We start from the raw sequence: 26,661 nt of genomic DNA on the forward strand, positions 1-26,661 counted from the left end.
GAAAAATCCTTTTTTGTTCTTTACCTTATTAATCTTATTTTTTATCCTTTCTTCTTTCTTCATACATTTTAATTTGTTCTGGTTCTTCTAAGCTTGTATCGATATTGTATTCTTCAACCAATTCCTCCCAAGTCTTAGCTCCTGCTTTTTTTAAGATTTTTATGTTTTTGCTTATATCATAGGTGTTAGCTCTATCTAATGGAGTAGCAGGATCATAATATTCAATTTTCCCATCTTCAATATCACTTATACAACAATTAGCCGCATTTACATCAGCTCCATATTTGATTAGCACTTCCACACAAGCTCCTATAGGTTTCTCATCAGATTCTGCAGCTCTATGCAAAAGGGTTTCTCCTGTATTAGTAAAGCTAAATTCACTTTCTGTTTTAATAGCTCTCATATTAGGATTTGCTCCTAGTTTTAAAGCTTCTTCTAAATACTTCACTTCTTCGCCGCATAATATCCATTCATGTAAAGGAGTGCTGCCACTTTCTTCATTATAAGTTTCAAATGTGCATCCTTTTTTAAAAAAATACTCTATTACTTCTTTATTTTTTCCATCTCTATCAATATACCTATTAAGTGCATTGTATCCAAAGCACACTTCATTGGCTTTAAGTCCTAAATTTTCAAAATACTCCATCATTTCAAAACTTTTACTTTTATCATAAGCAATTCCTGCACAAGCTAAAGCGATAACAGGATCGATAATAGCTCTTTTGTTTTCACTATCCCAATAAGGTGTATAGCATTTTTCAAAAAATATTTCAGGCACAGGATAATCTTTTAAAAATTCTTTAACTTCTTCAAGTTTGTTAGCCTCTACAAGATCATAAAATTCTAAACATAAGTTTTTTACATATTTATCTACATCTTCTTCTAAAGATAATATTTCTTCTAATGTTTTCATTGTTTTTCCTTTCTTTGTAAATTGGGTTTTAATCTTTAACAAGTGATTTTAGTATTTTATAAATCTCACTTAAATCATCATGATAAAGTACATTTTTAATAAACCAATCCATAAATTCATCTTCACTTACTTCATCATAAGGTATGTCAGTATCTTCTTCAAAAGCAACTTCGTAGTTTTATGGATCTAAATTATTATATGCACCTTCCATAAAATCATCTATATGATTTTTTACTGCTTCTAGGAGTTCTTTACTAGGTTTTGTGTCTAAAAATGCTTTGAAATCATCTAAGCTTTCTAAAATATCGGTATTAAAATCCATAATTTTTCCTATGTTGTTGGTTTTCAATTTTTTAGTGTTTTTATTTTTTCCTTTCTTTATTTAATCCAAGTGTTATTAATCCAAACTATTTCATCAATTTGTTCAGCATAAGTAGCAAATCGTAATTTAAAATTCCTAGGATTGTTTTTATTGAAAAATTTCTTAAAGAGTGGATTTGTTTCTATAAAGTCAAAGATTTTTTCACATCTTATTTGTTGCTCTTCATAGTTGATTTCTAGATTTTCCATATCATCTACTTCTTTCAAATTTGCATATTTAATAAATTCTCCATTGTTATCATTGCTTGAGTAAGATTTGTTTTGCTCAAGATACTCATCATATGATAGACTAAAAGTTATCGTTAAAACCCATCTACTTAGATTTTCATCTTTAAAAAAAGTGTAAAAATCTTTCTCAAATTTGAAACAAATATAATATTCATCTATAAATGGTCTATTGTGTGAAATATCAATATCTATAAAAAAATCTACACAATCTTTATCTGTATTTTCTAAAAAATTCACTGGTGTTAGGCAAATTTTTTTAAATTCATTATAAATTTTTAGAGCATTTAAACCATCAAAAGGTTTTAATGTATCATAAAATTCTTTAGCCATTTTGATGCTTTGCAATGAAATAAAATTTTCATTTGTTTGTTTAATGTTTTGTAATTTTTCTAGTTGTATTTGTTCTTGTATATAAAATGTTTCTAGTCCAAATTTTTCATAAGGACTTCGTGAGTAAAATTTAACTTCCTTTACACTTAGTGGAAAATGTTTATTTATAAAAGAGCTCATGCATGTAAAATTATCTTCTAAATTTGATTGATACATATCTATACAAAACATAATATAAAGTATATTATTTTTTTCGCATATAAAAAGATTATTGTAAGAATTTTTATAAGAATAAACATAGTCAAAGAATTTTTTATCAAAATTAGATTTAAATTCTATATTTTCGTCAATGTTAAAATCCTCTTCTTCGCTTCTATCTATATAGGATATAATGATCTTTTTTAAATCATTTTTAAAATATTTTAAAAAACAATTACATTGAAAAAAATCAAAACTACCTATGTATTTATCAACTTTAGTATAGTTGTCTTCCAAATAGCAACAACCTTGATAAAAAATAGAATTTAAAGCTATTCCTCCATTGCCATTTTGTCTAAAATTTAAATCAAAAAGTAAAGGAAGAGAGTTTTGGTTAAACTGCTCTTTTTCTATAAAATCTAAAATATATTCTTCCTCTGTGGTATCTCCAAACATAATAGCTGATTTTAAATTTTTATTCTCTTCATTTTCTAGTATGAAAATTTGCAAATTATTATCTAAATCTAATTTAAAATCAAAATTTGCTTTTAAATTTAATATTTTCAAAGCTTTACTTAAGGAGTTAAAGCACTCATCGTCATTTTGGATAAATATAATATTTTTAATTTCTTCTGTTTTTAGATAATTTGCTAATTCTTTTAAATTTATCATTCGTCTGTATGTTAATCCATAGGTTATATTAGCTTTTAAGGCATAGCAATATTCTTTGTGTTTAATGATATTTAAGAAATTTAATATATTATCTAAATCAAAAAGAGATTCTCCTAGCATTAAATAATCAAATATTTCTTCTGCTTGACTTTCTATGCTATTGTTTGGTTTAATTTGTGTAAAACCTAGTAAGCGTATTTTTGGTTCTTGAAATTCTTTATTTGCTTTTAAAAAACCTATGGAGTTTTCATTAATGTATTGTCTATCATATACAAAAATTTCACCATCAGTATGCTGCCAATCTTTAAAATCATAATTTTGTAAAAATTCTTCTTTTTCATACGAAGATAAATCTTTTATTTGACTTAAAATATCTAAAATTTGATTTAAAGCTATAAAATTTGTATTTTTATTTAAAAATTCTTGAAAATTTGTGATTTTATTTAAATTTTTTAATTGAATTTTGATATGGTCTTTTGTGTAGTATATTTGATTTTCGTAATAATTTAAATTTTGATTAAAATTTTCAAGATTTAATTTATGCATTAAGGTATAAAATTCTTTCAAGGTTTGTAGTTTTTTTAGGTGTTTTTGAGTGATACTTACTCCACATTTTAATAAAGTCTTGAAAAAATTTTGATCTATTTTTAAGGCAAAATTTTGTTTTTGTTCATCTTCTAAATTACAATAAAAATCGTATTCTTTAGTACTAAAAATAGGTTCAAAAACACAAATATTTATATTTTTCAAAGTTTTTTTACTAACACTTTTTTGCATTAAAATTTCGATAAAATCATTGTGAATTAAATCGTGTATTTTGCTTTGTTCTAAAACATCATCTAATGCTAAAAAATTACCACAAAGTTTTCGGATAATTTTATTAAATAAAGAATTGATAGTATTTATGTGAAAATTTGTAATATTTACATTTTCATCTAAATTTAAAATTTCTTTTATGTATTTTTCTTCAATAGAATTTAAATTTATAGTATATTCGTGTTTTTGTGAAGGAGCTAACTCTTCTAAGATCTGTTTAGAAAAATCATTTCTTTTTTTAATTTTGTAAGCTTTTATGGCATTAAAATTAAATTTTTTCGCTCTTATGAGTTCTTGTTCTTTATTTTTTATCTCTTCATCATTTAAGTTTGCATCAATTCTTTCATAAGCTAAAAGTTTTGGAGGACTATAGGTATAATTTAACATAAAAAGTTCTATACATTCTTCTTTTTGCCACTCATCATATAAACATTCAATATCATCAAGTTGGTTAATACGCTCTTTTCCTTGTGTTACTTGAGATATTTGCAAAGCTATGTTTATTTTGTTAAAAATTATATAGTTAGGTAAAGATTCTATAAATTTATTTATTTCTTCGTCTTCTAATTTGTAATTTTGATTATTTTGATTATAAATTTCGCAAAGCTGTGCTTGTAAAGAATAATAAAAATTTTGCATTATCATACTTTTTTGAGCTTGCTTGAATGTCACTTTTGCACCAGCTTTTATTAAATTGAAAAAATATTCTTTAGAATTGATGTTATTAAAAGATTTAGATTGTATAAAACCTATTTGATTTTTTGTTTCTTCTTCAAGTAAAGGTTTAATTATACATGTGAAAATATCATCATCTAATTTATGATTGATAAATATATCAGTATATTTTAAAAGTTCAATCTCCAAAGCATCATCGATAAAATCTTGTGCTTTTTTTGTATCACTTAAAGAGAGTTTTTCAAATTCTTCTTGAGTGATATCTAAGACATCTCTTAAGGCTTTTTGTATAATTTTTTCTTGATAATTTTTTAAAGCTTTTTGCTCTGAATCCATTTTGTCACTTTGTTCAAATTCATCTTCATAATAATCTCTCATAGCATTCATTTGTTTTGCAAATTCAAACATATCTTGTGTATTGATTTTTAAAGATTTTGCATCTAAAGTTTGAGGAATATTAAAACAACTAAATTGATCCATGAAATCTTGCATTTTAGGTGTATAGTTTTCTTCGGTTACGTCTTTGGTTTCATTTGTTGTTTCATTATCTGTTTGAGTTTGGCGGTAAAGATTAAAAAAATCATCTAGAATAAAATTTGCAATTATCTCAAAGGCAGATTCTGTTATTATGATATTTTTACCATTTTCATAAATCCAAGTAAATTTACCTCCACTTACGATAAAATTATTTTCTTGAATTTTTTCTACTTTAAAAATACTATTTTCCATTATTTTTAAAAAAGTATCAAAAAAGTTTTGATTTTTCAAATTTAATTCATAATAAAATATTTTATCTTTTTTTGTCAATGTGTAATTCAACATAAACCTTTTATAGAAGTTTTTTTGTAAATGGTATATTTTAGCTAGTATAAGTTTAAAACTAAAGCAAATGGTGCCCGAGGTCGGACTCGAACCGACACAAGGTTGCCCTTACCAGATTTTGAGTCTGGCGCGTCTACCAGTTTCACCACTCGGGCTTTTTGAAAGTTTTAAAATAATTAAATAGAGTATGAGATTATACTAAAAAAAAATTAAAACAATATAAAATATTTTATATAAAAAATTTAAATATCATTAAAATTTGGAACTTTTTTTGCTTGTAAATAATTAAAAAAATTTATTTGCGGAGCAAAATAATGAGAATTAGCAATCAGTATAATTACTACACTTCTATACAAAACTACACAGATGGTCAGTCTTTGCTTAATAAATATAATTTGCAATTGCAAACAGGTCAGCTTATTCAGCATTCTTGGGAAAATGCAAATGTTTATATTAATGGCTCAAGATTAGAATATGAGATGGCAAACATAGGTCAAATAGTTCAAGGAACTCAATCTGCTATGGAGCTAGCAAAAAACACAGATACTGCCTTGAAAAATATCACAGAACTTTTAGAAAAATTTAAAACATTACTCACAAAAGCTGCAAGTGATGGTAATTCTCAAGAATCAAGAGAGGCTATAGCAAAAGAACTCAAACTTGTAAGAGATTCTATTGTAAATATTGCTAATACTAGTATTAATGGGCAATATCTCTTTGCAGGATCAAATAGTGCAAATAAACCTTTTGATAATTATGGAAATTATACTGGGAATAAAGATAATATTTTTGTAGTAAGTGGCGCTGGCACCCAAATTCCTTATAATATACCTGGATGGGATTTATTTTTTAAGCCTGATTCAAATATCAATAAAATTATTTCAACAAATGTTTCTTTTACTGATGCTCGTTATCCGGACAAAAAAGAATTTTTAACTGGAGAATCTAAATTTTCACATTTAATAGGCCAAAACTATGTTCAAAATGGAGAACTTAAGCCCGATGAGCATTTTGGTGATAGCTATGATGAAAAACTCTCTTTCCCACATTCGACTATGTATATTCAAGGTGTTAGACCTGATGGAACAAGTTTTAAAGCTACTTTAGATATAGATCCTGATGCAAAAATTGAAGATGTATTAAAAAATATTGGAAGATTATATGGAAATACAGAGGGAAATGAGGTTGTTAAAGTAGCATTAAATGATAGCGGGCAGATAGAAATAAAGAGTTTAAAAGAAGGAAGTAGTTCTTTAGATTTTCATGCTGTTGCTATGACTCCACAACTTTTAGATCCGACTCAAATTAAAGATTTAAGTGATGCTGCTAAAGCTGAAGGTATTACAATGGCTCAAGTTACAGAGCGTATTATGAATGCAGCAATTAAAGATGGTAATTTAAACAATGCTCAAAGTCCAATACAAGTAACAGTAGGTGGTAAGCAGTTTAACATAGACTTACACAAAACAGATTTTATTAAAAGTAACATCAATGGTGATAAAACTAATGGGGCTAGTTATGATGTGCCTTTTGAAAAAGATGGAAATACTGTTTTTGGCAATGTTTCTCAAGTGATTAAAGGTACAAGTGAATATGCTACTGATAGTACAAAGTTAAGTGAAGTTGTAGCAAATGCCAATGGAAGCATGCAAGGTCAACAACTCCAAATGGAAATCACTTCTAGAAGTGGTCAAAAATATAATGTAACTATTGATTTAGAAAATTCTACTGTAAGTTATCCTGATCCAAATAATCCGGGTCAAACCATAAGTTTTCCTATTACTCACTCTCAATATAATGAAAATACAGGTAATGCAGTGGGTATGCAAACAAGACCTGAAGATATTACTTATGGCCAGTTAAATGATATTATCGGTATGTTTGCAAGTGATAATGTTCCCACAGCAACTATTACTCCAAATGCAAACGGAACTATTAATAATAATGATTTTCAAACTATCCAACAAGATATAGCTGATTCTAAAGGTTTTGTTGAAGTTAGTATGGACTATAAAGGTCGTATAAGTATTACTGATAAATTTTCAAGTAACACTAATATAGGTCTTACTATTAAAGATTCAAATTCAAATAGCGGTTTTCCTCCAGCAGGAGAAATACGCGATGGATCAGGTTTTGTATTTAGTGCAAATAATTCTTTAACTATTGATGATCCAAATGTTGATTTGATTAAAGACTTAGATGAGATGATAGATGCTGTTTTAAATGGCAGTATGAGGGCTGATTCAGAAGGAAGTGATCCTAGAAATACAGGTTTACAAGGGGCTTTAGAAAGAATAGATCATTTGCAAGATCATGTTAGAAAAATGCAAACAACCATAGGAGCTTACACTAATAATATAGAAGAGACAAATAAAAGAATGACTTTTTTAAATATCAATGTAGCTTCTATTAAAAGCGGTGTAACTGATGCTGATTATGGGCAAACTTATATGCAGTTTATGCAAACTATGGTATCTTATCAAGCTATGCTTTCGGCTACTTCTAAAATTTCTCAAATTAGTTTATTAAACTACTTATAATTTTTTGATATAATAGCTTTTTTCTTTATAAAGGATATATTATAAAAAAAGAAGCTATTTTTGTTATTTCTAATATTTTTATTTTTTATTTTTGCTTAAGTGCTTTGATACCCGATCAAGCTTTAGTAAGTATTATAGGGTATTCCTTGGCAAAACTTAGTTATTTTTTATTTGGATCATTGACTAAATTTTACCCTTTTGTCTTTTTTTGGTTTAATTATCTTTTGTATAAAAATAACTATAATTTTGAACTTATAGAGCGTAGATTTAGTGTGGCTGTTTTTGCTTGTATTTTTGCTTCACTTATTTTTGCTTCAGCGTTCTTGCAAGATAAAGGCTATATAGCCTCTGCCATGTTTGTAATCTTAGATGGACTTTTTGGAAAAATAGGAAGTTTAATCTTGGTAATTTTGCTTTTAGCTTTTGCTTTTAGTATTTCTTTTCCGCAAATTATCAAAGAGGTATTTAAAATAGAGCTTGATTTTGATTTTTATTTAAAACTTGAAACTTTAATTAAAAATAAAATTTTTGGCTTTTTTGGTGGCGATAAATATGAAAATGAAACCAAAGAAGAACAAGAAAAGCTCAAACAAGAGCTTTTAATTAAAGATAAAACAGAAGAACTTATCAAGGAAAAAGAGCTACCAAAAAAAGAAATCCAAGAGAATAAAAAATTTAACCTTGAAGATTTAAAAAATCAAGAATTAGAAGAGGTTGTGATTAGTGAAGAGGATAAAAAGCTAGGTTCAAGTTATATTCATGAGCTTTCAGAGCCTATTGCAAGTTTTGCTCAAAAAGCTAGTCAAATAAATATAAAGGAAGATGAAATGACCCCTGAAGAGTATTTATTAAAATACAAAAATAAAAGTGAAGATATTTATACTCAAACTTTAAAAAGTAAAAATTTAGATGAACCAAGCTATAAAAGACGCAATATGGATTTAAACGAAAACAAAGAAGAGGTGATAGAAGAAAATTCTTTGTTTGCCAAAGAGCTTAAAGAGCGTGAGCAAATGCTACAAAAAGCTAAATTGCTAGAAGAATATAAAGCCTTGCAAAAAGAAAAAATCTTAGAAGAGCTTAATGAGGATTTTAAAAAAATTGAAGAATTAAATGCTATAGAAGCACAAAAAGAAGCTGAGTTTAAAAAAATTCAAAATAAAACTAGCTTTTTAGGGGTAAAAGAATTTAAAGATGAAGATTTTATTCCGCAAAATGAAGTAAAAGAACTTGATTTTAGTGAAGATGATTTTGCTAAGCCTATTAGTATAGAAGAGCTAAGAAGTAAAAGAAACTATGAAAGTCCTTTTGTAGTAGAAGAAGCACAAAATGAAGTTAAGGAAGAAAAAATTCCATTTGAGATCACCCAAGAGCCTATAATAGAAGTAATAGAAAATAAAACACATCATTCTATCACTAATGAAGTGAGTGAAAACAAAGCCTTGTTGAAAGATCTTGATTTTGGAAATTTTGAAAAACCAAAAGATTTTTCTTTACCACCTTTAGATTTTTTAACTATGCCAAAAGAAGGCAAAAGCGAGATAAATGAAGAAGAAATAGATAGAAAAATTTATGATTTATTGGAAAAATTAAGACGCTTTAAAATAGGTGGAGATGTAGTTAGAACTTACACAGGTCCTGTTGTAACTACTTTTGAATTTCGCCCAGCAGCAGATGTTAAAGTAAGTAAAATTTTATCATTACAAGATGATTTAGCTATGGCTTTAAAAGCTCAAACTATAAGAATTCAAGCTCCAATTCCAGGTAAAGATGTAGTGGGAATTGAAGTTCCAAATGAAAAAATCGATACGATTTACTTAAGAGAAATTTTAGAAAGTGAGGTATTTAAAAATTCTAGCTCACCTTTAACTATAGCTTTAGGTAAAGATATAGTAGGCGATCCTTTCATCACAGATCTTAAAAAGCTTCCTCATCTTTTAATAGCAGGAACTACAGGAAGTGGTAAAAGTGTGGGTATAAATTCTATGCTTTTATCTTTGCTTTATAGAAATTCGCCAAAAACACTAAGATTAATGATGATAGATCCAAAAATGCTTGAATTTAGTATTTATAATGATATTCCACATTTACTTACACCGGTAATTACTGATCCTAAAAAGGCGGTAAATGCTTTATCAAATATGGTGGCTGAAATGGAACGCAGGTATCGTTTGATGGCTGAAGCAAAAACTAAAAATATAGAAAATTACAATGAAAAAATCAAAGAACAAGGTGGAGAAATTTTACCATTTATTGTAGTGATTATCGATGAGTTGGCTGATTTAATGATGACAGCAGGTAAGGATGTAGAGTTTTATATAGGTCGTTTAGCACAAATGGCAAGAGCAAGTGGAATTCACTTAATCGTAGCCACACAACGCCCTTCAGTAGATGTTGTTACTGGTGTTGTAAAAGCAAATTTACCAAGTAGAATTTCTTATAAAGTAGGACAAAAGATAGATTCTAAGGTTATTTTAGATTCTATGGGGGCTGAAAGTTTATTAGGGCGTGGAGATTGTTTATTTACTCCTCCTGGTATGAGTGGTTTAGTGCGTTTGCACGCACCTTTTGCAAGCGAAAATGAAATCGAAAATATTGTAGAGTTTTTAAAAGCTCAACAAGTAGTAGAATATGATGAGAGCTTTTTAAAAGATGATAGTCAAGATGGAGCTTATAAAAGAAGTGAATTTGATGATGGAGATTTAGATGAGCTTTATGAAGAAGCAAAGGCTGTAATCTTAGAAGATAGAAAAACTAGTATTTCTTATTTGCAAAGACGCTTAAAAATAGGCTATAACCGCGCAGCAAATATCATAGAACAACTTTCACAAACAGGTGTTTTAAGCGAACCTGATGCAAAAGGCCAAAGAGAAATTTTATAATCAATTTCTTATTGCCTTATTATGATCTTTTAAAGTAGAGGTAAAAATATGCTTATTGGTTTTTTTATCTCTTACAAAGTATAAATATTCTGTTTTAGCAGGAAAAATAGCTGCCTTAATAGCTTCAAATGAAACATTACACACAGCTTCTTTTGGTATGCCATTAAATTTATAAGTATTGTAAGAACTATTATCTGATCTTATTCTTTGTGGAGTGATTTTTTCATGAGAGTATTTTCCATAATTTAATGTCCCATCCATTTGAAGCTTCATGCCTTTTCTTAAGCGATTTCTAATCACAGATGAAACTATAGGCATTTCTTCATTACTCGCTGCTTCTTTTTGTATAATGGAAGCAATGATGATATATTCATGCCATTTTTTTTCATTGTATTCTCTAAAAATTTTATAAGAAAGTTTTTTAAATTCACTTGCAGAGTAAGCCAAAAGATATTTTACTAAAAGCTCTTCTGTAATGCCTTTTGGAATTTTATAAGTTTCGGGAAAAAGCATACCTTCTTTAAAAGGGCTTTGTTTGTAAAATTCTTGCATTAAGGTTTTGGCATTTAAATTTAACTTTGGTGCTAATTCTTCAAAGAAAATTTCAGTCGTTTCCCCAGGAATTAAAGTAATAGTTTCAAGTGCTGCCTTAGCGACGGTAAGCTTATGTAAAAATTCAGCTCTATTTAGTTCTTTTGTGCCTATATTTATCCAGCCAGATTGTGGATGGCCTAAAAAATATAAAGTATATTTATCAATATTGCTCATTTTATAGTTATTTTTATCTAATTGCGTTATAATCTTACTAACAGAACCTTGTGGTATAAAAACTACAGAGTTTGTTTTTATAGGTAAAAGTAGATAATAAAAAATGGATAAAAGAAAAATTAAAATCAAATCACAACATATTAAAAAAATTCTTAAATTTTTAGCATTACCTATGATACTTTTCATTGTTTTGTTTATTTACCTCAAAAATGGAATTTACATAGAAAAATTAGAAATTTCTTCTATTAATTTGGAGAAATTATATATTAAATTAGATAAAAAACTCATTTTAAATGCAAAAAAAGTTATAGTAAATTCTCAAAATCAAAACACTCAAAATGAAACTAGTGCGAGTAAAGCTGTGCAGCTTATCAAAGATGTAAAATATATTTATTGGTTTTTTCAAGAAATCAATATAGATGAAATTTTTGTTAATAACTATCCCGTGGAATTAATTTATAAAAATAATCTATTTTTTGTAAACAGTAAAAATCTTTTAGTAAAAGTCAATTTAAAAATTAGTGATAAAAATATACAAGCTAATATTGATAATTTTCTTTTAAAAGATCATAACCTTAGTGTAGTTGGCTCTTTACTTATCAATCCTAAGACAAAATTTTATACTTTTAAAGGAGAAATTGATAGTGATTTTTTAAAAAGTGATGTTAAATTCTCACTTAAAAGAGAAGAGATTGCTTATGAATTAGAAAATATAAGCTCAAATAATATTTCAAAAATTTTTGATATTTTAGTGGAAAATGGAGTGCATTTGCCTTCTAATCTTGCTCTTTGGGTGGGCGGTAAGGTAAAGGCTGATTTTTATTTTATAGAGAAATTAAATGGCTTTGCAGATTTTGGAAAACATAGATATTATTTGAATGATATTAGTGCTAAAGGTTATGTAAATAACTTGAAAGTGGTTTTAGATAAAGGTATAGATCCTATCATTAGTCCTTTTGTAAGGCTTGAATTTAATAAACAAAAACTAGAATTTATCTATGATAAATTATATTTTAACAATTACAATCTTAATCAAAGTCAAATTTATATAGACAATATGCTAAATGAAAAAGCAGGAATTTATATACGCATAAAAAGTGACAATGCTAGAGCTGATTATAGAGTGAATAAAATTTTGCGTTTATATGATATAAAATTACCATTTTTACAAAACAATGGTGTTGCAAAGACTGATTTAATTTTAAAAATTCCTTTTGAACACCCTGAAAGAATTTCATATAAAGGAAATTTTGATATTGTAAATTCTAATATAAATATAAGTGACTTTAAAATCATACAAGCAAATATTGATTTACAAAAAGATAAATTAGAGATTAAAAATGCAAGTGTACAAAGTGAATTAATCAGCGGTGATTTTAATGCAAGTATTGATTTAAAGCAAAAAAAAGGTGATTTTAAGACCTTTATAGCAAATTTAAAATTACCACAAGATAGCTTAAAAATGGAAAATAAATTTCTTGATTTAGATCTTAACTATGATAAAAATATCAGTTTATATAATAAAGAGCTTACTACGACTTTAAATTTTGATCAAGGTATGTCTGTTTATGTTGCTAAGCTTGCAAAGTATAAGACTTATTCTAAATTAATGCAAAAAAATAATGTGCATGATGGAGAGTTGTCATTAGATACTTTAAATTTTAAAGATTTTGATGTAGATATAAATAATACTACTTTTGAATCATTTTTACTCTATAAGGATAATAATCCTTATGAGTATGATAGTTTTAGTATAAAAATAAAAGGAGAAGATTTTAATTTAACTAGCGCAAGTGGTAGTGTTTTTGCACAAAAAGACAATGATGATATTAACATTACTTTAAATAATGTTAATTTATTATTTTCAGAACAAGATACAGAAAACACACTAGATAATCTTGAAAATTCAAATTATAATATCAGTGCTAAAAATATAGATTTGATCTTAAAAGATTTTAACAAAACTTTAGATTTTGATCAATTTAATGCTAAAATCAAAAAAGACTATATAAAAGCTTGGGCTAATAGAAATGAGTCTAAATTTGAGCTTTTGCTTAAAGAAAATCAAATGCAAATTAGAGCTTTAAAAATGGATGATGATTTTCTAAATACTTTTATGCGTCAAAATGTTTTTGAAAAAGGCGAGTTTAATCTTTATGTAGATGGTAATAGTACTGATTTTTTTAAAGGCAAATTTTTATTTAAAGATACTTATTTAAAAGATTTAAAATTTCATCAGCAACTCTTAAGTTTTATTGATACCATACCTAGTTTGATTTTATTTAAAGCCCCAACTTTTAATGAAAAAGGTTTTAGTGTAGAAAATGCTGGTATAAGTTTTAATCGCAAAAAAGATCTTTTTGAAATAGATGCGCTAAATTTTAATGGTGATAGTGCAGATATTTTAGGTCAAGCTAAAATCAATTTAAGAAGTAGTCAAGTGGATGGTTTATTAGAGCTTAGAACGCTAAAATCAGCTAGTTCGGTTATTTCTAAAGTTCCAATTATCAATCAAATTATATTAGGCAAAGACAGGCAAATTAGCACACAAATTAAACTAGGTGGAACAATTGATAATCCCGAGTTTAAAACTCAACTTATCGCACAGAGTTTGCAACTTCCTTATCATTTGATAAAAAATATTTTTGAATTACCGACAAATTTAGTTAAATAATACAACAAAGGAGCTAAGATGAAAATTACCATCATAGGAGCAGGAAATGTCGGTGCAAGCATTGCTTATGCTTTAATTTTAAGAGAATTAATAGATGAGATTATATTGATTGATATTAATAAAGACTTGCTTTTTGCTAGAGAATTAGAACTAAGTCAAAGCATAGCCGCTTTTAATTTTGATATTAAAATAACTTGTACGGATGATTATACATACTCAAAAGATTCTCAAGCGGTTATTTTTAGTGCAGGTGTAGCTAGAAAAGAAGGTCAGAGTAGAGATGAGCTTTTTGCTATTAATTCTAAAATTATGCTTGAGTGTGCAAAAAATATTAAAAAATTTAACAACGATCCTTTGTTTATCATAGTAAGCAATCCTGTAGATTTTTTACTCAACGCTCTTTATGAAAGCAAATTATTTTCATTAAAAAAAATCATTGCTATGGCAGGTGTTTTAGATAATGCTAGATTTAAATACGAAGTGAGTAAAAAATTAGATATAAAAACTTCTTATATAGATACTAAGCTTATAGGTTTTCACAATGATAGTATGGTTTTGGTAAAATCTCAAAGTAAAGTGCAAAATAAAGCTTTAAGTGAAGTCTTAAATAAGCAAGATATTGTTCAAATTGAACAAGAGGTTAAAACCGGTGGTGCTAAAATTATAAAATATTTAAAAACTTCAGCCTATTTAGCTCCTGCTAGTGCTTGCGTGAGAATGATAGAGGCTTTAAAAAGTGGAGAATTTTTACCAGTATGTGTGATTTTAGATGGAGAATATGGCATAAGAGAAAAAGCTTTTGGAATTATGGCAAGGATTAGTCTTGATGGGGTGCTTGAAACTTTAGAATTAAAATTAGACAATCAAGAACAAATTGCATTAGAAAATTCTTTTATTCAGTATAATTATAAATAATTTTTTAGGAGTTTTTTACTCCTAATGTTACTTTGTGTTATAAAATCTTATTAGTTTTATTTTATCTTTTAAATAATATTTAATCATGCTATAAATTCGCTATAATAAAAAGTTTGTTTTAAAAATAATTTTTAATAAAAAATCATTAGAAAATTACAAAAAACTAGAAAGGAATATTAATGATTGCTCCAGAGAATACACCAGTTTGGGTTGATGAAGCAAGATGTAAAGCTTGTAATATCTGTGTTAGCTATTGTCCAGCCGGAGTTTTAGCAATGAGAGATGAAATCAGTGCAGTTTTAGGACAGATGATAGAAGTGGTTCATCCTGATTCTTGTATAGGCTGTAGTGAATGTGAAAGTCACTGTCCTGATTTTGCGATTTTTGTTGCCAAAAGAGATGAATTTAAATTTGCAAAGCTTACACCAGAAGCTAAAGAAAGAGCACAAGCTGTTAAAGAAAATAAATATAAAAAACTAAATGCATAGGAAAACAAAATGAGAGAAGTTATATCAACAGGTAATGTTTTAGTAGCCAAAGCTGCGATTGATTGTGGCTGTAAATTTTTTGGTGGTTATCCAATTACCCCAAGTTCTGAAATAGCACATGAACTAAGCCATATGTTACCAAAAAATGATGGTACTTTTATACAGATGGAAGATGAAATTTCGGGTATTAGCGTGGCCTTAGGTGCTTCTATGAGTGGAGTAAAATCCATGACAGCAAGCAGCGGACCGGGAATTTCTTTAAAAGCTGAACAAATTGGTTTGGGTTTTATAGCTGAAATTCCACTAGTAATTGTAAATGTTATGAGAGGTGGTCCTTCAACTGGTCTTCCAACAAGGGTTGCGCAAGGTGATTTATTTCAAGCAAAAGCTCCAACACATGGAGATTATGCAAGTATAGCTTTAGCTCCTGCTTCATTAGAGGAAGCTTACACTGAAACTATTAGAGCTTTTAATTTAGCTGAAAAATACATGACTCCAGTATTTTTGCTTTTAGATGAAACCATAGGACACATGAATGGTAAGGCAAAATTACCTGATTTAGAAGAATTAGAAATTATCAACCGAAAAAAATTTACGGGTGATAAAAAAGATTACAAACCTTATGCAGCAGGTGAAAATGAAGCTGCCATACTAAATCCTTTCTTTGAAGGTTATCGTTATCATATCACAGGACTTCATCATGGAGACATAGGCTTTCCAACAGAAGATGGAGCAATAGTAGATAAAAATATCAAAAGATTATTTGGTAAGATTAAAAATAATACCGATGAAATTTGTACTTATGAAGAGTTTATGTGTGATGATGCACAGTTTTTAATCATCGCTTATGGTAGCGTTGCAAGATCTGCTAAAGAAGCTATTTTAAGACTTAGAGAAGAGGGTTTAAAAGTAGGGCTTTTTAGACCTATTACCCTTTATCCAGTAGCTGAGAAAAAAATAGCTCAAGTAGTATCTAAATTTGAAAAAGTTATGGTAAGTGAGCTTAATATGGGGCAATATTTAGAAGAAATTCAAAGAGTAAGTAAAAGAGATGATTTTATTAGCTTGCACCGTGCAAATGGTCGCCCTATAACCCCAAGTGAAATTATTGCTAAAGTAAAGGAGAATATGTAAAATGGCTTTTAATTACGATGAATATTTAAGAGTAGATAAACTTCCAACACAATGGTGTTGGGGTTGTGGGGATGGTGTTGTTTTAAAAGCTATTATTAGAGCTATTCAAAAACTTGGCTGGAATATGGATGATGTTTGTTTAGTTTCTGGTATAGGTTGTAGTGGTAGAATGAGTTCTTATGTAAATTGCAATACAGTCCATACTACTCATGGTCGAGCTATTGCTTATGCAACAGGGATTAAACTAGCAAACCCTAAAAAACATGTAATCGTAGTAAGCGGAGATGGCGATACTTTAGCAATTGGTGGAAATCATACCATCCATGGATGTAGAAGAAATATAGATTTAACTCATATTTTAATCAATAATTTTATTTATGGTCTTACAAATTCACAAACTTCACCAACTACCCCACAAGGCTTTTACACTGTTACAGCTCAAGCAGGTAATATAGACCCAAATTTTGATGCTTGTGAGCTTACTAAAGCCGCTGGGGCTTCTTTTGTAGCAAGAACAAATGTTATAGAGGCAAATAAGCTTGAAAATATCATTTTTAAAGCTTTATCTCACAAAGGTTATAGTTTTGTAGATGTATTTTCAAACTGCCATATTAACCTAGGTAGAAAAAACAAAATGGGCGAAGCTGTAAGCATGCTTGATTGGATTAAAAATCGCTGCGTTGAAAAGTCTAAATTTGAACAATTAGACTATGAACAAAGAGCGGATAAATTCCCTATAGGAATTTTACACCAAGATGAAAGCAAAGCAGAATATTGTGAAGCTTATGAGGAAGTTAGAAGAGCCTTGAAAGAAAAAAGAATGGTTGATTTGGGAGTATTAAAATGAAATATCAATTAAGATTTTGTGGTGAAGGTGGACAAGGGGTTATCACTGCAGGTGAAATTCTAGCTAAAGCCGCCATTAAAGAAGGGCGTAATGCTTTTAAAGCTTCTACTTATACTTCTCAAGTTAGAGGTGGGCCAACTAAGGTTGATATTATCGTTGATGAAAATGAAATCTTTTTTCCTTATGCAGTAGAAGGTGAAGTTAGTTTTATGCTTTCAACTGCTGATAAAGGTTATCATAGTTTTAAAGACGGTGTTTGTGATGGTGGTGTTATAGTTATAGAGCCAAATTTAGTTCATCCAAGTAAAGAAGATTATGCAAGATGGAAAATTTTTGAAATTCCTATTATTACTATAGCTAAAGAAGAAGTAGGGAATGTAGCTACTCAATCAGTCGTTGCTTTAGCTATAGCTGCTTATATGAGTAAATGTATTGATATTGATGCATTAAAACAAACTATGCTTGATATGGTACCTGCAAAAACTAAAGAGGCAAATGCAAAAGCTTTTGATTTGGGTATAGAATACGCTAAAAAAGCACAAGTGGTTTCTTGATTTTCAAGAAACTCTTTCTTGTAAAATAATATTTATTAAATTATCGTTATAATATTTTCCATTTTAAGCAAAAAGGTAAAATAATGAAAGAGCTAAATGGCTCGCAAATGATTTGTGAAGCATTAAAAGAAGAAAATGTTAAAGTAGTTTTTGGTTATCCTGGTGGTGCGGCTTTAAATATTTATGATGAAATTTACAAACAAACTCATTTTAAACACATTTTAGTCAGACACGAGCAAGCGGCCTTACATAGTGCTGATGCTTATGCTAGAATGAGTGGTAAAGTTGGTGTGGCAGTAGTTACAAGTGGACCTGGTTTTACTAATACAGTTACAGGTTTAGCTACCGCTTATAGTGATTCTATACCTTTGGTTTTAATTTCAGCTCAAGTTGCAAATTCTTTAATAGGAACAGATGCTTTTCAAGAAATCGATGCTATAGGTATTTCAAGACCTTGTGTAAAGCATAATTATTTAGTAAAAAATATCGAAGAATTACCTAAAATTTTAAAAGAAGCTTTTTATATCGCTACAACAGGTAGAAAAGGGCCTGTGCATATTGATATACCTAAAGATGTTACTGCTGCTATGGGTGTATGGCATTATCCTAAAGAAATTTCTATGAAAACTTACAAGCCAACCTATAAAGGAAATATCAAGCAAATTAAAAAATTAGTAAGTTTGATTAAAAATGCTCAAAAACCTTTATTTTACCTAGGTGGAGGTTGCATAGCTTCTAATGCTAGTGACGAATTAAGAAACTTGATTCATTTTTGCCAAATTCCTGCAGTTGAAACTTTGATGGCTCTAGGGATTTTAAGAAGTGATGATGAGCTTAATTTAAAAATGGCAGGTATGCATGGAAGCTATTGTGCAAATATCGCTTTAAGTGAGTGTGATTTGCTTATTGCTGTGGGTGCTAGGTTTGATGATAGGATTACTGGTAAAACAAGTGAGTTTGCCAAGGGTGCAAAAATCGTTCATATTGATATAGATCCAAGCTCTATTTCTAAAATCATCGAAGCGCATTTTCCTATAGTTGGGGATATTAAAAGTGTTATTTTAGATACCTTAGAAGAATTAAAAAAAGAAAGTTTTGACAACACAAAATACCAAGAATGGTTTAAAACTTTACAAAACTATCAACAATTATATCCTTTAATCTATGAAGATAGCGATGAAGTTTTAAAACCTCAATGGGTTATAGAAGAATGTGCTAGATTAGCTCCTGATGCAAGGATAATTACTGATGTAGGGCAACATCAAATGTGGGTAGCGCAATTTTATCCTTTTAATTATGCAAGACAACTTGCAACAAGCGGTGGGCAAGGAACTATGGGGTATTCTTTACCGGCCGCACTTGGGGCTAAATTAGCTGTAGATGAAGAAGTTGTAATAAATTTTGTAGGCGATGGTTCTTTTTTAATGAATATACAAGAGCTAATGACAGCAAGTGCTTATGGAATTAAAGTGATTAATATCATTTTAAATAATTCTTTTTTAGGTATGGTAAGACAATGGCAAAGTATGTTTTATAAAGAAAGATTTTCTAATACAGATCTAACAAGTCAACCTGATTTTGTTACTATTGCTAAAGGTTTTCATTGTGAGGGTTATAATGTTTTTGATAAAGAAGAATTTCAAAAAGCTTTTAAAGCAGCCTTAGAATCTAAAAAAACTTGTGTTTTAAATGTAGCTATAGATCGTTATGAAGATGTATTACCTATGGTACCTGCGGGTGGAGCTATTTATAATATGATTTTACCTAGCTATAAAAACAAGGATAAAAAATGAAAAGAAGAGTAATTTCTGTCATTGTATTAAATGAGCATGGGGTATTATCACGCGTTGTTGGGCTTTTTTCAGGACGCGGTTATAATATAGAATCTCTTACAGTTGCTCCACTTGATGATAAAGAATTCTCAAGGATAAATATCGTTACTTTAGGTGATGAAAAAGTTTTTGAGCAAATCATAAAACAACTTCATAAGCTCATACCTACTTATAAAGTGATTGATTCTAGTGATTTTATTGAAAAAGAAACAGCTTTGGTAAAGATTGCTTTAAATGAAAATTTTGCAGGTTTAGATGCCATATTAAAAGCTTATAATGGCAGTGTAACTTATAGTGATGATGAGTTTATTATAGTAATGGCAAGTGATGATGCAAAAAATATTGATAACTTTTTAAAAACTATGAAAAAGTATAATCCTATTAGTGTGGTTAGAAGTGGTTCTATTTTAATGGAGGTAAAATGAAAATTAGTGAAATTGCTAAATTTTTAGGCATAGAATATTGCGGAGATGATATAGAAATTACAGCTTTAAATTCATTAAATAATGCAAGTTTTACTGAACTTAGTTATTGCGATGGAGAAAAAAACTCTAAAAAAATTGCAAGTAGTGGAGCTGGGGCTATATTAGTCTCAAAAGAATTTGAAAATTTAGTTTCAAAAGATTGTGTTAAATTAGTTGTTGATAATCCACATTTATCTTTTGCGCTTTTAAGTAAGCTTTTTGCTAAACCTTTAATTTCTAGTGAAAAGAAAAATTCTAAAATTGCTAAAAGTGCCAAGATTATGCCAAATGTTTATATTGGAGAAAATGTCCAAATAGCTGATCATGTAGTGATAATGACAGGAGCTTATATAGGCGATAATGTAAGTATAGGTGAATATACTACAATCCATCCAAATGTTGTGATTTATAATGACACTAAAATAGGTAAAAAATGCCATTTGCTAGCAAATTGTGTGATAGGTAGTGATGGCTTTGGTTATGCGCATACAAAAAATGGCGAGCATTATAAGATTTATCACAATGGGAATGTTATTTTAGAAGATTTTGTGGAAGTTGGAGCTTGCACGACTATTGATAGAGCAGTTTTTGAAAGCACTATCATAAAGCAAGGTACAAAGATTGATAATCTTGTTCAAGTAGGACATAATTGTGAAGTAGGGGAGAATTGTCTTATAGTAGCTCAAAGTGGAATTTCAGGCTCAAGTATTTTAGGTAAAAATGTTACTATGGGTGGACAAAGTGCTACAAGTGGGCATTTAGAAATAGGAGATTTTGCTACCATAGCCGCAAGGGGCGGGGTCACTAAAAATTTAGAAGGTGCTAGGGTTTATGGTGGTTTTCCTATCATGCTTCAAAAAGATTGGTTAAAATTTCAAGCAAAAATTATCACAGCTTTTAGGGATAAACATGAGTAAAAAAATATTTAAAACTATAGAATTACATGGTAGTAAAAGTGGAGAAATAAGCCTTTGTAATCTTTCTAATCCTTATGGTATAGGAAGCAATGATGTCTTAAGTATAGGTGTGGCTTTAAAAAAAGAAAATGGAATAGATTGGAAAGTTCATATTCCTTATGAAAATTTAAAAGATCTTATCCATGCACTTCAAGAAATAGAAAAAAGCAAAGCCTAGTTTAAAAACTAGGCGTATTTAAATCCCTTTTTCTTCCTGCGTTAATAATTAAAACAAAATTAAGCACAATCAAAATATACACAAAAGTTGGTATAGGAAAAGCATCACCATTTGCATAAGAATGGAGCCCAGAAAGATAAAAATTTACTCCAAAATAAGTCATTAATATACTATAAAAGGCTAAAACACTAGCACTTGCAAAAACAAAAATAAAATAAGCTTTAAAAATAAATCTTAAGTGCAATACCATAGTATAAACTACAATAGAAATCAAAGCCCAAGTTTCTTTTGGATCCCAACCCCAATATCTTCCCCAACTTTCATTAGCCCAAACTCCGCCTAAAAAATTTCCTATTGTAAGCATTGCAAGTCCTATTATCATAGACATTTCATTAACGCAGTGTAATTTAATGATGTTTAAATCTATATTTTTATTTTTACCCCTTAAAGCAAAAAGAATTAAACTCAAAATCCCTATAATAAAACAAAGTGCTAAAAATCCATAACTTGCTGTTATAATAGAAACATGAATATTAAGCCAATATGATTTTAAAACAGGTACTAAATTCCCAATTTGAGGATCCATAAAGCCAAGATGAGCTACAAAAAGTGAAATGCCTGCTAAAAAACTCGCACCATATAAAGCCAAGAGTGATTTTCTAAAAAATACCACAGCACTCATCACACAAGCAAAAGCTATATAAATCATGCTTTCATAAGCATTACTCCAAGGAGCATGCCCACCTACATACCAACGAATGCTTAAAGCTAGCGCATGCATGATTACACATATACTTAAAATGATGTAAAAAAATCTATATACAAAGGCAGATAAAGAAATATTTTTTAATATAGTATAAAAACTTAAAAAGAAAAACACTAACGCAAAGCTAATATAAACAAAAGTTAGATTATCAAAGATATTATAATGATTAAGCAGTATTTCAAGATTTAATCTTTCTTTTGGCGGTAAAACACTACTTCCATAGTGATTTTGAAAATCTTTTAAAGATTGCAAAAATTCATTTGCATCTTGCCATTGATTATTTTCAACACCATTGCGAACTTGTAAAAAATAGCTAACTAAAAGCATTTGTAAACGCTCTACATCTTCTTTTGCAAAGGGTAAAATTTGCACCGGAGAATACCACTTTAAACTTTGCTCATTAATATCAGGAAAAATAGTTAAAGCTTGACCGCTATAAATATAATATGCATGATTTATTTTTTCATCTAAGGCTAGTAAATCTTTATCGAAGTTAGTTCTTAGTGAGGGCTTTTTGCGGTTAGCTTCCTCAACATAATTACTAAGTTTATATACCCCATTATCAAACATATCATCAAATGCTATGTATTTTTCATTTATATCTGTGCCTATTAATTCTCTTAGCTTGTTTGTTTTTATAGCTATCATTTTGATTTTTCTAAATTCTTTAGGATAAATCATCATTGCTAGAAAAATTTGATCATAGTGAAGATTTAAAAATTTTTCTTTTTGAGTGATTTTATAAACAAACTCCATTGCCAAAGTATCTAAAGGCTTGATTCTACCATTATGATCTTGCACAAGTAATCTTGCAAAATTTAAAGAATGTTCATAGGAATTTTTTTGTAAATTTGAGATTAAATTTAAAATTTCATTTTTATCTTCTTGTGCAAAAAGTGGAGTTTGTAAATTTGCAAAAAGCAAAATAAACAATACAAAACTTTGACCTTTTTTTAAATAAATGCTTAAATGATGAAATCTTGAGTTTTTATCAAATAAAACCCATAAAAATCCCAAAATCAATAAAGTATAACCTATATAAGTAGGGATTTTACCAGGATCTTTATTGACTGAAAGTATAGTGCCTTGCTCATCTTGATCATAAGAACTTTGAAAAAATCTATATCCACCATAATCAAGAACATTATTCATAAAAATATCATAATCTAGATTAATATTATTTTGCTTATCTATGATTTGAATTTTTGAAGTATAAGAAGATGGACTCATAGAGCCTAAATAACGCTCTAGTATAAAATCTTTTAAGTGTAATGCAAAAGGAAGCTTAATTTCTCTTGGTCCCCAATTGATAGTAAAATTTTTTCCCTGTAAGTTAAAATGCACTGCTTGTTTGTTTGTAAAATTTGGATTTAAGATTATTTGCGTATTTGCTTTTTGATAATTAATATTTAATTTTAAGCTAGCAGGTGTGATAGAGTCTTTTTGTGGAGTGTATTTGATAGAGCTTATGATTAATTTTTCACCATTTAAGTCAATAGTTTTTTCAAAATGCTTTTGAGTTAGCGTGGTAAAGCTAATAGGAAATTCAAAACTAGCATTAGCATCAAAATCAGTAATTTTTATAAATTCTTCCCTAGTAACTATGGTGTTAGAGCTTTGATTTTCTCTTATATGCATTCCACCTTCTAAGCCAAAATATCTAGTAAGTCCAGCACCGATTAAAATCACTATAAAAGATAAATGCAAAAGCAAGATAGAGTATTTTTTCTTTTGAAAAAGCTTGTTGTAAAATATCACTCCGATTAAATTTAAACCTAGCAATAAATGCAACATATCAAACCAAGCATTATTATAAATTAAAGCTTTAGCCGCACTAATACCAAAATCATTTTCTATAAAGGTTGCCACAGCACAAGCTATGGCATATATACTCATTAGTAAAAAACTCATTGCAAAAGAAAAAAAATACTGCATTTTTAACCTTTAAATATTATTTTCTTTATAAAAATGTATGAGTTTTTGTGCTATGGCTGCTTCGTCTAAATTTTGATTTTCTTTTTGATTTAAAAACTCCATTGTAGCGCTTAGTCTTTTTGCGCTAATAAAACCAGGATAATTTAGCAAAGTTTGGCTGTTTTTGTTTAAAATTACAATAGTAGGGGTGGCTACTATATCATAAATACTAGAAAGTTCAGCTGTGCTTAAGTCGCTTTTATGGTTTTTATAAAATGTATGAATTTTTTTATAGCTTATATTTATATAATATGAGCTGTATTTGTCTTTTATAAGTTCTTGTATTTTTTTATCATTTTTAATTTCTTCTTTTAATTTATCACAATAAAGGCAGTGATTTGCGCTAAAAATGATTAAAATGTTTTTATCATCACTTTTTATATTTGTATTATCTTTAAATAAATAGGCTATTTCTTCATAAGATTTTTTATCTAAATCATTTGCTTTTTGTAAATTTTCTTTAGAAAATTGTGTACCGCTTGAGATTAAATTAGAATCAAGTTTTTCTTCATTGGAACAAGCTATAAAAAAAATACTTAAAAAACTAAGTGAGAGTATTGTTTTAAACATTTAAAATCCTTGAAAAAATTAGAAAAAGTCCTTATTCGCTATTATAGCGAATAAGGTTATAAGATAGTGTTAAAGAAAGTATAAAGCATTAAAAATAAAAATACTAAGCCAGTGATTAGCATTGCAAATCCTGCAAGTTTAGCTAGCCATTGATATGCCTTGAAATTACTTTTATTTTCATATAAAGTGCTTAATTTTCCACTTTCTTTTAAGCGTTTATACCATACATTTCTTTCTTGTTTAATCTCTTCTTCACTAATACTTCCTGAAAAAATCACCATATCCATAGGGAAGCGATCTGCTCTAAAATGCGTATTAAAGAAGTGAATTGCAAAAATAAATCCTGTAGCAAGTAAAGCTTCATCAGAGTGAAGTAGGGTTGCTAAGTTGATTGCTTCACCTGGTAAAAATTTACCAAAGAAAGCAGGAAACCATAAAATAAGCCCTGAAATACCAATGATAAACATACCCCAAAATACTGCTAGATAGTCAAATTTTTCCCAATAAGTCCAGCGGTCAAATTGCGGTCTTGGTCCAAAACCAAAGAACCATTTAAAATGATCTTTCATATCTTTAAAATCTTGCCAATTTGGCATTAAAGAATCAGGTCCAAAAGTAGCTTTTAAAACTTTTATAAAGCTTATTTTGCCAGTTATTGAATCCCTTGCTACATCACGGCGTTTCCAATTTACGATGATGATTTCTCCAATGTGAGAGAAAAATACTGCAAACATTACTATGGCTGAAATATGATGTATGGTTGCTGCGTTAATGATATCTCCACCCATTAAATCAATCATAGGTTTAGCCCATGCTGAATCATAGAATTTTTGCGGTAAGCCTGAGAATGCAAGACCCAAAAAACTAACTGCCATAAAAAAATGCTGAATTCTATGAAAAGTGCTAAATCTTCTTACTCTTACTTTATCTTCATGTGCTGCTTTTCTTGCTTCTTTCCATTCTTTAGGATATTTTATACGCATAGCAATTAAACGCAAGCACCAAAGTATAGTATGGGCTCCAAAGAAAACAAATACAGAAATGACCAAAATAGTCATGAATATATAAGCACCATGTAATCCAGGATATTTTTCGCCATCACTATGATCAGCATGTGCCATCCAATTTGCGAAATTTTTATTTGCATTTGGGTGGCATGATTTACAAGTTTGAACACGGTTAATTGGCGAGAGAGTTGAGCTTCTTTCGCTTGATTTTAAAATATTATGTTTTCCATGACAATCAGAACAAGTAGCAACACTTGGAGTTTCACCTGGAGTGCTTAAAAACATACCTTTACCATGAAAAGTCATATGAAAAGTTGCACTTTTTTGTTTATGACATTGTGCGCATTTTTGATCGACTAATTGTTTTTGTGAATAAATTCCTGAATGTTTTGGGGTAATATGAATAGAGTGACAAGTTGCACAAGATGGTTTTTCTTTTTTCTTTTGCATATCTTGAGCGGGTAAGAACTTTTCTACTCCATGAGCGCTTTTTGCTAAAGCATTGCTTGCTTTTTCATGACAAGTTGCACATTTTTGATTGATTAGGTTTTTATTTGCTGCAATATCAGCTCTAATGCCTTTACCTTTTTGAGCATGACAATCACGACAAGATGGGGTGTTGCTAAATTTAAATCTTGAGTGGATAGTGTCTTTAAATTCGATAATTTCTTTAGCTTTTTCCCATTTAACTGTGTCTATTTTTTCAACTTTTCTACCTGAAGTTACCCATGATTCTATACCATCAAGCATTACAACAGAGTTTTTATAGCCAAGTTCTATAGCAACTGCAGCTGCTTGAGAAGCTTCAAATCTAAAACGATTTAAACCATAAAATACTAAATTTGCATTTTTATCATTAGGTAATAAATTTTGCCAATTTTCCACATAGGTTGATATGGAATTAGGTATATAACCATTAGCTTGTCTATCTTGCTCTGAATTGACATCAAAAAAATAAGTATTGTTTTGATCTAGCATTTCTTGAGCTTGCGCTAAGCTAATGCTTTTTACACCTTCTATTGAGCCTATTTCTCCATTAGCCTCAGCAAAAATAAATCCTGATGGCATAAAAAGAGT

The 26,661-nt window shown here is 28.9% G+C and carries 18 protein-coding genes, 1 tRNA gene and 1 pseudogene; 12 read left to right on the plus strand and 8 right to left on the minus strand.

Features of this window, described 5'->3' with window-relative positions:
• Nucleotides 1-34 precede the first annotated feature (34 nt).
• The 4 genes from L8X27_RS01035 to L8X27_RS01050 all read right to left on the minus strand — a co-directional run bounded on the left by L8X27_RS01035 (nucleotide 35) and on the right by L8X27_RS01050 (nucleotide 5,190).
• The gene (locus tag L8X27_RS01035) at nucleotides 35-913 is read right to left on the minus strand and encodes an ankyrin repeat domain-containing protein (protein ID WP_263671386.1); all 879 of its coding nucleotides are present in this window, start codon (nucleotides 911-913) and stop codon (nucleotides 35-37) included.
• Nucleotides 914-1,091: 178 nt separating this feature from the next.
• A complete protein-coding gene (locus tag L8X27_RS01040) occupies nucleotides 1,092-1,235 on the minus strand; it encodes a hypothetical protein (protein WP_263671385.1) in 144 nt (47 codons plus the stop codon).
• Between the two features lie 56 nt (nucleotides 1,236-1,291).
• Nucleotides 1,292-5,032, minus strand: a complete 3,741-nt coding sequence (locus L8X27_RS01045) for a hypothetical protein (RefSeq protein WP_263671384.1) — start codon at nucleotides 5,030-5,032, stop codon at nucleotides 1,292-1,294.
• A gap of 71 nt (nucleotides 5,033-5,103) precedes the next feature.
• Nucleotides 5,104-5,190 (minus strand) — tRNA-Leu (locus L8X27_RS01050).
• A gap of 159 nt (nucleotides 5,191-5,349) precedes the next feature.
• Here L8X27_RS01050 and flgL point away from each other — a divergent pair.
• Nucleotides 5,350-7,575: a flagellar hook-associated protein FlgL gene (flgL, locus tag L8X27_RS01055; RefSeq protein WP_263680962.1), complete on the plus strand. Its 2,226-nt coding sequence runs from the start codon at nucleotides 5,350-5,352 to the stop codon at nucleotides 7,573-7,575.
• A gap of 1,361 nt (nucleotides 7,576-8,936) precedes the next feature.
• Nucleotides 8,937-10,457, plus strand: a pseudogene (locus tag L8X27_RS08020) (DNA translocase FtsK); the annotation flags it as partial.
• On the opposite strand, the gene mltG reads toward L8X27_RS08020, so the two are convergent.
• Nucleotides 10,458-11,411, minus strand: a complete 954-nt coding sequence (gene mltG / locus L8X27_RS01065) for an endolytic transglycosylase MltG (RefSeq protein WP_133318850.1) — start codon at nucleotides 11,409-11,411, stop codon at nucleotides 10,458-10,460.
• Between mltG and L8X27_RS01070 the strand changes: the two genes are divergently transcribed.
• From L8X27_RS01070 to L8X27_RS01115, 10 genes are all read left to right on the plus strand, one after another.
• Complete coding sequence (locus L8X27_RS01070) at nucleotides 11,398-13,899, plus strand: AsmA-like C-terminal domain-containing protein (protein WP_263671755.1); 2,502 nt, start codon at nucleotides 11,398-11,400, stop codon at nucleotides 13,897-13,899. The genes mltG and L8X27_RS01070 overlap by 14 nt on opposite strands.
• A gap of 18 nt (nucleotides 13,900-13,917) precedes the next feature.
• Entirely contained in the window at nucleotides 13,918-14,814 is an 897-nt protein-coding gene (locus L8X27_RS01075; RefSeq protein ID WP_220566395.1) for a lactate/malate family dehydrogenase, read from the plus strand.
• A gap of 173 nt (nucleotides 14,815-14,987) precedes the next feature.
• Nucleotides 14,988-15,302, plus strand: coding sequence for a 4Fe-4S binding protein (locus L8X27_RS01080; RefSeq protein WP_133318853.1), 315 nt, complete (start codon nucleotides 14,988-14,990; stop codon nucleotides 15,300-15,302).
• Nucleotides 15,303-15,311: 9 nt separating this feature from the next.
• On the plus strand, nucleotides 15,312-16,436 hold the full coding sequence (locus L8X27_RS01085; protein WP_263671753.1) for a 2-oxoglutarate synthase subunit alpha: 1,125 nt from the start codon (nucleotides 15,312-15,314) through the stop codon (nucleotides 16,434-16,436).
• Nucleotide 16,437: 1 nt separating this feature from the next.
• Entirely contained in the window at nucleotides 16,438-17,283 is an 846-nt protein-coding gene (locus L8X27_RS01090; RefSeq protein ID WP_263671751.1) for a 2-oxoglutarate ferredoxin oxidoreductase subunit beta, read from the plus strand.
• On the plus strand, nucleotides 17,280-17,837 hold the full coding sequence (locus tag L8X27_RS01095) for a 2-oxoacid:acceptor oxidoreductase family protein (RefSeq protein WP_133318856.1): 558 nt from the start codon (nucleotides 17,280-17,282) through the stop codon (nucleotides 17,835-17,837). The genes L8X27_RS01090 and L8X27_RS01095 overlap by 4 nt, the downstream gene beginning before the upstream one ends.
• A gap of 83 nt (nucleotides 17,838-17,920) precedes the next feature.
• The gene (locus L8X27_RS01100; RefSeq protein WP_263680963.1) at nucleotides 17,921-19,630 is read left to right on the plus strand and encodes an acetolactate synthase large subunit; all 1,710 of its coding nucleotides are present in this window, start codon (nucleotides 17,921-17,923) and stop codon (nucleotides 19,628-19,630) included.
• Nucleotides 19,627-20,094 (plus strand): acetolactate synthase small subunit, encoded by a 468-nt coding sequence (gene ilvN, locus L8X27_RS01105; RefSeq protein ID WP_039626144.1) that lies wholly within the window; start codon nucleotides 19,627-19,629, stop codon nucleotides 20,092-20,094. Before L8X27_RS01100 ends, ilvN begins: the two co-directional genes overlap by 4 nt.
• Nucleotides 20,091-21,050, plus strand: a complete 960-nt coding sequence (gene lpxD / locus L8X27_RS01110) for a UDP-3-O-(3-hydroxymyristoyl)glucosamine N-acyltransferase (protein ID WP_220566400.1) — start codon at nucleotides 20,091-20,093, stop codon at nucleotides 21,048-21,050. The genes ilvN and lpxD overlap by 4 nt, the downstream gene beginning before the upstream one ends.
• Nucleotides 21,043-21,267 (plus strand): hypothetical protein, encoded by a 225-nt coding sequence (locus L8X27_RS01115; protein ID WP_133318859.1) that lies wholly within the window; start codon nucleotides 21,043-21,045, stop codon nucleotides 21,265-21,267. Before lpxD ends, L8X27_RS01115 begins: the two co-directional genes overlap by 8 nt.
• 1 nt (nucleotide 21,268) lies before the next feature.
• On the opposite strand, the gene ccsA is transcribed toward L8X27_RS01115, so the two are convergent.
• From ccsA to L8X27_RS01130, 3 genes are read right to left on the minus strand one after another with little or no spacing between them, the layout of a single operon-like run.
• Complete coding sequence (ccsA, locus tag L8X27_RS01120) at nucleotides 21,269-23,968, minus strand: cytochrome c biogenesis protein (RefSeq protein ID WP_263680964.1); 2,700 nt, start codon at nucleotides 23,966-23,968, stop codon at nucleotides 21,269-21,271.
• A 9-nt stretch (nucleotides 23,969-23,977) separates the two neighbouring features.
• Nucleotides 23,978-24,577 (minus strand): SoxW family protein, encoded by a 600-nt coding sequence (locus tag L8X27_RS01125; protein ID WP_263665915.1) that lies wholly within the window; start codon nucleotides 24,575-24,577, stop codon nucleotides 23,978-23,980.
• 56 nt (nucleotides 24,578-24,633) lie between these two features.
• Nucleotides 24,634-26,652 carry a rhodanese-like domain-containing protein gene (locus L8X27_RS01130; RefSeq protein ID WP_412175413.1) on the minus strand — a complete coding sequence of 673 codons (2,019 nt, stop codon included), beginning with the start codon at nucleotides 26,650-26,652 and terminating at the stop codon, nucleotides 24,634-24,636.
• Nucleotides 26,653-26,661: the final 9 nt, after the last annotated feature.

Source organism: Campylobacter sp. CNRCH_2015_1657, from assembly GCF_025772685.1.
Lineage (GTDB): Bacteria > Campylobacterota > Campylobacteria > Campylobacterales > Campylobacteraceae > Campylobacter_D > Campylobacter_D lari_D.

What these genes read in the sequence shown, in the direction of transcription:
- L8X27_RS01085 (WP_263671753.1), top strand. Translation starts at nt 15,312, where the DNA reads ATGAGAGAAGTTATATCAACAGGTAATGTTTTAGTAGCCAAAGCTGCG.
- L8X27_RS01130 (WP_412175413.1), bottom strand. Translation starts at nt 26,652, where the DNA reads ATGCCATCAGGATTTATTTTTGCTGAGGCTAATGGAGAAATAGGCTCA.
- L8X27_RS01095 (WP_133318856.1), top strand. Translation starts at nt 17,280, where the DNA reads ATGAAATATCAATTAAGATTTTGTGGTGAAGGTGGACAAGGGGTTATC.
- L8X27_RS01040 (WP_263671385.1), bottom strand. Translation starts at nt 1,235, where the DNA reads ATGGATTTTAATACCGATATTTTAGAAAGCTTAGATGATTTCAAAGCA.
- L8X27_RS01075 (WP_220566395.1), top strand. Translation starts at nt 13,918, where the DNA reads ATGAAAATTACCATCATAGGAGCAGGAAATGTCGGTGCAAGCATTGCT.
- mltG (WP_133318850.1), bottom strand. Translation starts at nt 11,411, where the DNA reads ATGAAAAGTATCATAGGTAATGCTAAAAATTTAAGAATTTTTTTAATA.
- L8X27_RS01100 (WP_263680963.1), top strand. Translation starts at nt 17,921, where the DNA reads ATGAAAGAGCTAAATGGCTCGCAAATGATTTGTGAAGCATTAAAAGAA.
- ilvN (WP_039626144.1), top strand. Translation starts at nt 19,627, where the DNA reads ATGAAAAGAAGAGTAATTTCTGTCATTGTATTAAATGAGCATGGGGTA.
- L8X27_RS01090 (WP_263671751.1), top strand. Translation starts at nt 16,438, where the DNA reads ATGGCTTTTAATTACGATGAATATTTAAGAGTAGATAAACTTCCAACA.
- L8X27_RS01070 (WP_263671755.1), top strand. Translation starts at nt 11,398, where the DNA reads ATGATACTTTTCATTGTTTTGTTTATTTACCTCAAAAATGGAATTTAC.
- flgL (WP_263680962.1), top strand. Translation starts at nt 5,350, where the DNA reads ATGAGAATTAGCAATCAGTATAATTACTACACTTCTATACAAAACTAC.
- L8X27_RS01115 (WP_133318859.1), top strand. Translation starts at nt 21,043, where the DNA reads ATGAGTAAAAAAATATTTAAAACTATAGAATTACATGGTAGTAAAAGT.
- L8X27_RS01035 (WP_263671386.1), bottom strand. Translation starts at nt 913, where the DNA reads ATGAAAACATTAGAAGAAATATTATCTTTAGAAGAAGATGTAGATAAA.
- L8X27_RS01125 (WP_263665915.1), bottom strand. Translation starts at nt 24,577, where the DNA reads ATGTTTAAAACAATACTCTCACTTAGTTTTTTAAGTATTTTTTTTATA.
- lpxD (WP_220566400.1), top strand. Translation starts at nt 20,091, where the DNA reads ATGAAAATTAGTGAAATTGCTAAATTTTTAGGCATAGAATATTGCGGA.
- ccsA (WP_263680964.1), bottom strand. Translation starts at nt 23,968, where the DNA reads ATGCAGTATTTTTTTTCTTTTGCAATGAGTTTTTTACTAATGAGTATA.